Here is a 6,803-nt window from a genome sequence, read left to right as displayed (position 1 = left end):
ACAGCACGACGACGGCCACGGCCACCTCGAGCGTCACGATGATGACGTCGAGCAGGGCGAAGTCCGACCACGCCTGCGTGTACCACTGCGTCGTGTAGGACTCGGGCAGCCACCGGTTGAACCAGCGCTCGCCGAACGAGTTGACGAGGACTGAGCCGACGACGCCGACGAGCATGAGCATGAAGATGATCACGCTGCCCCAGACGAGCCAGGCTCCCGGGCTCGCGACGATGCGCCGGCGCGGCGCCTCCGCGGTCATGGTGGTCATCAGCCCTTACCTCCGGTCGCACCCTTGTAGAACCTGCTGCGCCACACCAGCACGACCGCGATGACGATCAGCTCGACGGCGCCCATGATCATGGCGATCGCCGACGCGAAGGGGTAGTCGTACTGCTCGTACGCCGCCTGGTACGCGGCGATCGAGATGACCCGGGTCTCGCCGGTCGGGTTGCCGACGAGGATTGCCGACGGGAAGACGCTGAACGCGAGGACGAAGGTGAGGCAGAAGGTCGTCGCGAGCCCGGGGGCCAGCAGCGGCAGGGTGATCCGCCGGAACCGCGCCTTCCAGTCGGCGCCCATCGTCGCTGCCGCCCGCTCCAGCGTCGGGTCGATGCCCGAGAGGTAGGACAGGATCAGCAGGAACGCGAACGGGAACCCGGTGATGACGAGCGAGAAGAACACGCCCCAGTAGTTGTTGATCAGCCGGAGCGGCTGGTCGATGAGGCCGATGGCCTGCAGGGTGCGGTTGAACCAGCCGGCCGGGCCGAGGAAGTTGAGCAGGCCCTCGGCCGTCAGCACCGTGCCGAGAGTGATCGGCACGACGAGCAGCGTGGTGATCAGCCGCTTGCCCCGGAACCGGCCGCGCATCCGGTAGGCGATCGGCACCGAAGCGAGGACGTTGAACAGCGCCGCCGGGATGGCGAGGCGCAGCGTCTTCCAGATCGTGTCGCGCTGGAACGCGTCGGTGAAGAAACGCTGGTAGTCCGCGAACGCGCCGCCGCCGTTCGTGGGCTGGAAGGACAGGCCGAGGCCGTAGAGGAACGGGTAGATGAACAGCCCGAGCACGAAGACCAGGGCCGGCACGAGCAGGAGCAGCTGGCTGTCGATGCCCCGCTCCGCCAGCCGGTGCCGCCGGCTCAGCCCGGTCGGCGGCGTCGAGCGGGAGGTCGCCGTGCTCACGTCGAGCCCACCTCGCTCAGCGACGGCTCGGACCGCTCGAGCGCCGGTGCGGGCGGCCGCTCGTCCCCACGCGGGAAGACGAGCAGGCGCTCGGCCGGGATGACGAGGGTCACCTCGTTGCCCGGCGCCACGCGCTCGGGAGTCTTGACGTGGAAGGCGAGCCCGGACCGCGTCCGTGCCTCCACCGCGAACTCCCGGCCGTGGTACTCGACGACCTCGACCGTCGCCGGGACCTCATTGCCCGCGGCGTCGCGGGCCGATGCCGCCCCGGAGTCGCGGGGCTGCACCACGATGTCCTCGGGACGCACCCCGACGACCACCGGCTCCCCCGCGCTGACCCCCGATGCGGGGGCCCCGGTCAGGCGCAGCCCGTGGCCCTCGACGACGACACCGCCGCCGTCGGCCCGCGTCGCATCGAGCTCGAGGAGGTTGCGGAAGCCCATGAACCCGGCGACGTGCCAGTTGGCCGGCCGTGTGTGCAGCTCCTCGGGGGTGCCGATCTGCTGCACCTGGCCGCTGCGCAGCACGACGAGGCGGTCGGCCATGGAGAGGGCCTCCTCCTGGTCGTGCGTGACGTAGACCGTCGTGAGGCCGAGGCTCTGGTGGATGCGCCGGATCTCGGTGCGCATCTCCAGGCGCAGCTTGGCGTCGAGGTTCGACAGCGGCTCGTCCATGAGGACCAGCGACGGCTCGAGCACGATGGCCCGGGCGATCGCGACACGCTGCTGCTGCCCACCGGAGAGCTGGCCGGGCAGCTTGCCGACGTGCTCCTCGAGCTGCACGAGGCGGATCGCCGCGGCGGTTCGCTCGGCGATCTCCGCCTTGGGCAGCCGCCGCATCTGCAGCCCGAACGCCACGTTGCTGCGGACCGTCATGTGCGGGAACAGGGCATAGTTCTGGAACACCATGCCGAAGCCGCGACGCTCCGGCGGCAGGGTGTCGATGCGCTTGTCGTCCTGCCAGATGCTCCCCGAGGTGAGGGGGAGCAGTCCGGCGAGGCAGTTGAGCGCGGTCGACTTGCCGCAGCCCGACGGCCCGAGCAGGGCGATGAACTCGCCCGCCCGGATCGTCAGGTCGAGGTCCTGCAGAGCGTCCTGGCCACCGAAGCGGCGTCCGACGTTGTCGAGCCGGAGCTGCTCGAACGATTCTTTCCTGGTCACTGCTTCTTGACCTTCGATCCGCCGATCTCGCGGTCCCACTTGTCGAACGCGGCGACCATCGCCTTGTTGTCGAGCGGAACCTCCTTGGGGTTGTTGGCGATCAGCTGGTCGTACTCGGGACGGCCGAACTTGTTGATCGCGTCCTGGCTCTTCTGCGGGGCCATCGACAGGGGGACGTCCTTGATCGCCGGGCCGGGGTAGAAGTAGCCGTCGTCGTAGGCCTTGGCCTGCTGTTCCTTGGTGAGCATGAACTGGACGAGCTGGAGGACGGCGGCCTGCTGGTCGGCCGAGGCGCCCTTGGGGATGACGGCGTAGTGCGCGTCGGTGACCCAGTGGAAGCCCTTGAGGGTGCCGACCTTGGCGCTCTCCGGCACGGTGCCGAGGACGCGCGGGTTGATGTCCCAACCGGTCGTCGTGGCGAGCATGTCGACCGTCCCGTTGCCGAGGTCCTTCATCGTGGCCGTCGTGCCGGTCTGGTAGGTGTCGATGTACTGGCCGAGGTCCTTGAGGTAGGCCCAGGTCTTGTCCCACCCGTTGATCGGGTCCATCGGGTCCTTGTCGCCGAGGATGTAGGGCAGGCCCATGAGGAAGGTCCGGCCGGGGCCGGAGTTAGCCGGGCGGGCGTACTCGAACTTGCCGGGGTTGGCCTTCGCCCAGGCGAGCAGCTCCTCGGCGGTCGTCGGCGGGTTCTTGACCTTGTCAGGGTTGTACTCGAGCAGCGGGCCGGACGGGTAGTACGTCACGGTGACGCCGTAGCCCTGGGCGAGGTCCTGCATCTTCGCGGCCGGCTCGAGGTAGTTGTCCATGTTGGACAGGCGGCTCTTGTACTTCGGCAGGACCTGCTCCCACAGGCCCTGCTCGACGCCGGCGGACAGGCCGTCGGTGCCGGTCAGGACGAGGCCGATGTCGACGCGGCCGGCGTTCTGCTGCGCCTTGATCTTGCCGACGAGGTCGGGTGCCGGGGCCTTGGAGTAGGTGACCTTGCTGATGATGTCGGAGTGCTGCTTGACGAAGTCGTCGATCATGCCCTGCGTCAGCTGCAGGTTGCCGGCGACGTCGAGGATGTTGAGCACGACCGGCTTGGCCGGCTTGTCCGGCACGGGCCCGGTGGCCGCTCCGCCGGACTGGTTGGGGGCAGCGGGCGCGCCGCAGGCGGCAACGAGGCCGCCGAGCAGCAGAGTGCCTGTCATCAGCAGTGCGGTCCTGCGGGTGGTTGCCATGGGGCTTCCCTTCTTCGGTGAGGTCACGCCGTGGTCCGGGTGGCGGCGCGCTGGTTGGGTGGTGCGGTGGTCTGTCGGACGGTGAGTCGGCAGGGCAGCGTCTCGGCCGGGGGGTTGCGGGCCCCCGGGTGGGCGAGCACCTGGAGGAGGAGGTCGACGGCCTCGCGGCCGGACTCCTCCTTCGGCACGGAGAGGGTGGTCAGGGCGGGTCGGACCATGGCCGACACGGAGATGTCGTCGACGCCGATGATGCTGAGGTCACGGGGCACGTCGACACCCCGGTCCCGCAGGGCGTTGAGCAGGCCGAGCGCGATGAGGTCGTTGTAGGCGACCACTGCCGTGACGCCGGAGAGCAGGACGCCCTGCGCGGCGGCACTGCCGCCCTCGAAGGTGGGCGCGAAGTGGCCGATCTCCTCGAGGGTGATCCCGTGCGCGGCCGCCGCCTTGCGGATGCCGGCGACGCGCTGGCGCCCGGACCAGCTGCGCCGGGGGCCGGACACGAAACCGACGCGGTCGTGGCCGAGTGCGGCGAGGTGGTCGATCGCCTGGCGCATCGCGTCGGCGTTGCCGATGCCCACGGACGGCAGGCCCCCGGCGCGGCGGTGCAGCAGCACGGTGGGCGAGACGGTCGCCGCCTCGGCGAGCTCGGCCGGGCGCATACGCGGCGAGCACAGGATCATGCCGTCGACCTGCTTCGCGAGGGAGCGCACGAGCCCGAGCTCGACGGCCGGGTCCTCGTCCGTGTCCACGACGAAGACCTGATACTCCGACAGGTGCGCCTGGTGCTGGATGCCCTTGACGATCGAGGGGAAGAACGGGTTGGCCAGGTCGGGCAGGAGCAGGCCGATGTTGCCGGTGCGTCCGGTGATGAGGCCGCGCGCGGCCCGGTTCGGGCGGTAGTCGAGGTGGGTCGCCATCCGCAGCACCCGCTCCCGCGTGGCCGCCTCGACGATCTCCGGTTGGGTGAAGCACCGAGAGACGGTGGAGGGCGAGACTCCAGCGGCACTTGCCACGTCACGGATGGTCACCACTGGCCGCACCTCCTCGTTGAGCGCTCCGATTCAGAGGAGTATGAAACCGTTTGCAGAGCCCAGTCAACCCCCTCTTGCGATCGTGATTGCCCTGTTATTGCTGGGGTCGCCGCTGAAAGGCTTTGCAGGGGACCGGTGCGTCACGCACGCCGCTGGCGCCCCGCGCCGGTCCCTCGCGGGACGGGTCCGTATGCCGCTCAGCGAGCCCGCTGGGCGTCGTGCAGCGGGTGCGTGGTCGGCTCGAAGAGCACGGCCCGCCAGCCGAACTCGGCTGCGCCCGCGACGTTGTCAGGTCGGTCGTCGGTGAACCAGACGGCGGAGGGGTCGAGCGGCCCGAGGTCGGCCTCGATCGCCGCGTGCGCCCGGACGTAGGCGGCGCGGTGCCCCTCGTCGCGCAGCGCCCTGATGCGCTCGACCGTCTCGGCCACCGGCGTGCCCCGGTGTCGGCGCCACAGCTGCATGTGCTCGTGGATCCGGGCTGGCTCGGGAACGACTTCTTCGAGCGCGCGGCAGAGAGAGGCATACCACTGCTCGAAGGTCTGCTGCCCCGTGATCGTCGGCTCGATGAGGTCGGACCGGAAGGCCAGGCCGGCGAGCCCGCCGGCGGGGAGCCCGAGGGCCGCCTCGATGTGGCCGTCCGGGCTGCCGGGGGCGAAGTCGCGGACGACGCCGTCGAGGTCGAAGACGTAGGCGGCCGGCTCGGTCACTGACGCGGCTGGCGGGGCGCGTCCGGCGCGTCAGTGCCGGTGCCGGTGTTGGTGCCCTCGTCGGCCCACTCGGCGGTGCCCCGGGAGACGTTGCCCTGGGCGCGGCCGGTGACGACGTCGGCGACCGAGGGGTTGTTGTGCTCGCGCCACTCGGTCTCGCGCCGGGTCAGGTCGCGGTCGCGGGACTCGAGCTCGTCGTGTCGCGCGGCAAGCTCGTCCTCGCGACGCTTGAGGTCCTCGTCGCGCAGCCCGGCCTCCTCCATGCGGCGCTCGTGCTCGGTGCGCTCGGCGGCGGCGGCCCGCTCGACGTCGGCGAGGCGCTCCTGCTCGCGCTGTTCGCGACGGATCCGCGCGCGGCGGCGCGCCCACGCGGAGAGGGAGGCCCAGCCGAGGCAGAAGAGCAAGACCGCGATGCCACCCGCGATGACGAGCTCGATGGCGTGCGAGTCGCGTTGCAGGCCAAGGGCTGCCAGGTGCACGAGGCTGCTCGCGCCGAGAGCCGCGATGACGGCGAGGACGCCGACGGCAATGCCGAGGATCAACAGGATGATGCCGACCAGGATCATGCCGACTTCCCTTCTGGTGCGGGGACCGGTGCGTCTGTCGACCCTAGCCGTACCCGGCTCGTCGTGGCCGAACCACCGTGCGAGAGCAGGTCGGCTGCTCAGTTGGTGATGTCCTTGCCGGCGAAGCGGGCCCAAGCAAGGAGCCAGAAGACGACCGCGTAGCCGAGGTCGACGCCGAGCCCCTGCCAGACGGTGTCGGTGAACGGCGGGTCCCGCAGCAGGTCGACGAACGCCATCCACCGGTCGACGAGCAGCCATGGGTGCAGCCAGTCGATCTGCGGCACGGCGTCCGCGATCCACGACAGGATCGTGAAGATCGTCAGGGCGACCGTGGCGGCGAGCGGCTGCTCGGTCAGGGTCGAGATGAACAACCCGACGGCGGCCAGGGCGGCGAGGCCCGCCGCGAGGTAGAGGCTGATCAGCACGATCCGCCAGACGGCGGTCCAGAAGGGCAGCTGCGTGCCTGAGAGCGTCAGCATCGGACCCGTCCCGAAGATCGCGATGCCGACAAGCCCGCCAGGGACGACGATGACGGCCACGCCCCACAGCGCGCCGATGCAGAGGGACACGTACTTCGTCACGAGCAGGCGCGTCCGGCCGACGGGGACGGTGAGCAGATAGCGCAAGGTGCCGGTGTTCGCCTCACCGGCGATGGCGTCACCCGAGAGCATCGCGATGGCGAGCGGCAGGAACAGCCCGATCTCGACGCTCAGCGCCGCGAGGGGGACGAAGAGCCCGTTCGAGGTGATCGACGCGAGCAGGTCGGGCCCGCCGCCCCGACGCCGGGGGGAGCTGAGCTTGACGGCGACCGCCATGAGGACCGGCACGGCGGCGAGGACGAGCAGGCCCATCTGGTTGCGCCGGCGCCCAGCCACGAGCCGCAGCTCGGAGCCGAGCAGGCGCAGCACCCGCGACCAGGCCACCGGGCGGGCTGCCGCCG

The 6,803-nt window shown here is 70.5% G+C and carries 7 protein-coding genes and 1 pseudogene; all 8 read right to left on the bottom strand.

The features are described from left to right. A pseudogene (locus N864_RS17370) lies at window positions 1-268 on the bottom strand (ABC transporter permease); the annotation flags it as partial. Continuing rightward, on the bottom strand, window positions 268-1,179 hold the full coding sequence (locus N864_RS17365) for an ABC transporter permease (protein WP_051518741.1): 912 nt from the start codon (window positions 1,177-1,179) through the stop codon (window positions 268-270). The gene N864_RS17365 and the pseudogene N864_RS17370, both read right to left, overlap by 1 nt. Then, the gene (locus tag N864_RS17360) at window positions 1,176-2,339 is read right to left on the bottom strand and encodes an ABC transporter ATP-binding protein (protein WP_051518740.1); all 1,164 of its coding nucleotides are present in this window, start codon (window positions 2,337-2,339) and stop codon (window positions 1,176-1,178) included. The genes N864_RS17365 and N864_RS17360 overlap by 4 nt, the downstream gene beginning before the upstream one ends. Then, complete coding sequence (locus tag N864_RS17355) at window positions 2,336-3,559, bottom strand: ABC transporter substrate-binding protein (protein ID WP_081793986.1); 1,224 nt, start codon at window positions 3,557-3,559, stop codon at window positions 2,336-2,338. Before N864_RS17355 ends, N864_RS17360 begins: the two co-directional genes overlap by 4 nt. 23 nt (window positions 3,560-3,582) lie before the next feature. Continuing rightward, complete coding sequence (locus N864_RS17350; RefSeq protein ID WP_034719838.1) at window positions 3,583-4,590, bottom strand: LacI family DNA-binding transcriptional regulator; 1,008 nt, start codon at window positions 4,588-4,590, stop codon at window positions 3,583-3,585. Between the two features lie 197 nt (window positions 4,591-4,787). Beyond that, a complete protein-coding gene (locus N864_RS17345) occupies window positions 4,788-5,297 on the bottom strand; it encodes an HAD family hydrolase (RefSeq protein ID WP_034719835.1) in 510 nt (169 codons plus the stop codon). Continuing rightward, complete coding sequence (locus N864_RS17340; protein WP_034719832.1) at window positions 5,294-5,863, bottom strand: hypothetical protein; 570 nt, start codon at window positions 5,861-5,863, stop codon at window positions 5,294-5,296. The genes N864_RS17345 and N864_RS17340 overlap by 4 nt, the downstream gene beginning before the upstream one ends. A gap of 98 nt (window positions 5,864-5,961) precedes the next feature. Continuing rightward, the coding region (locus tag N864_RS17335) for an ABC transporter permease (RefSeq protein WP_051518742.1) at window positions 5,962-6,803 on the bottom strand (842 nt) is incomplete at its 5' end.

Source organism: Intrasporangium chromatireducens Q5-1 (genome assembly GCF_000576575.1).
GTDB lineage: Bacteria > Actinomycetota > Actinomycetes > Actinomycetales > Dermatophilaceae > Intrasporangium_A > Intrasporangium_A chromatireducens.
This window is presented reverse-complemented; position numbering and strand designations above follow the sequence as displayed.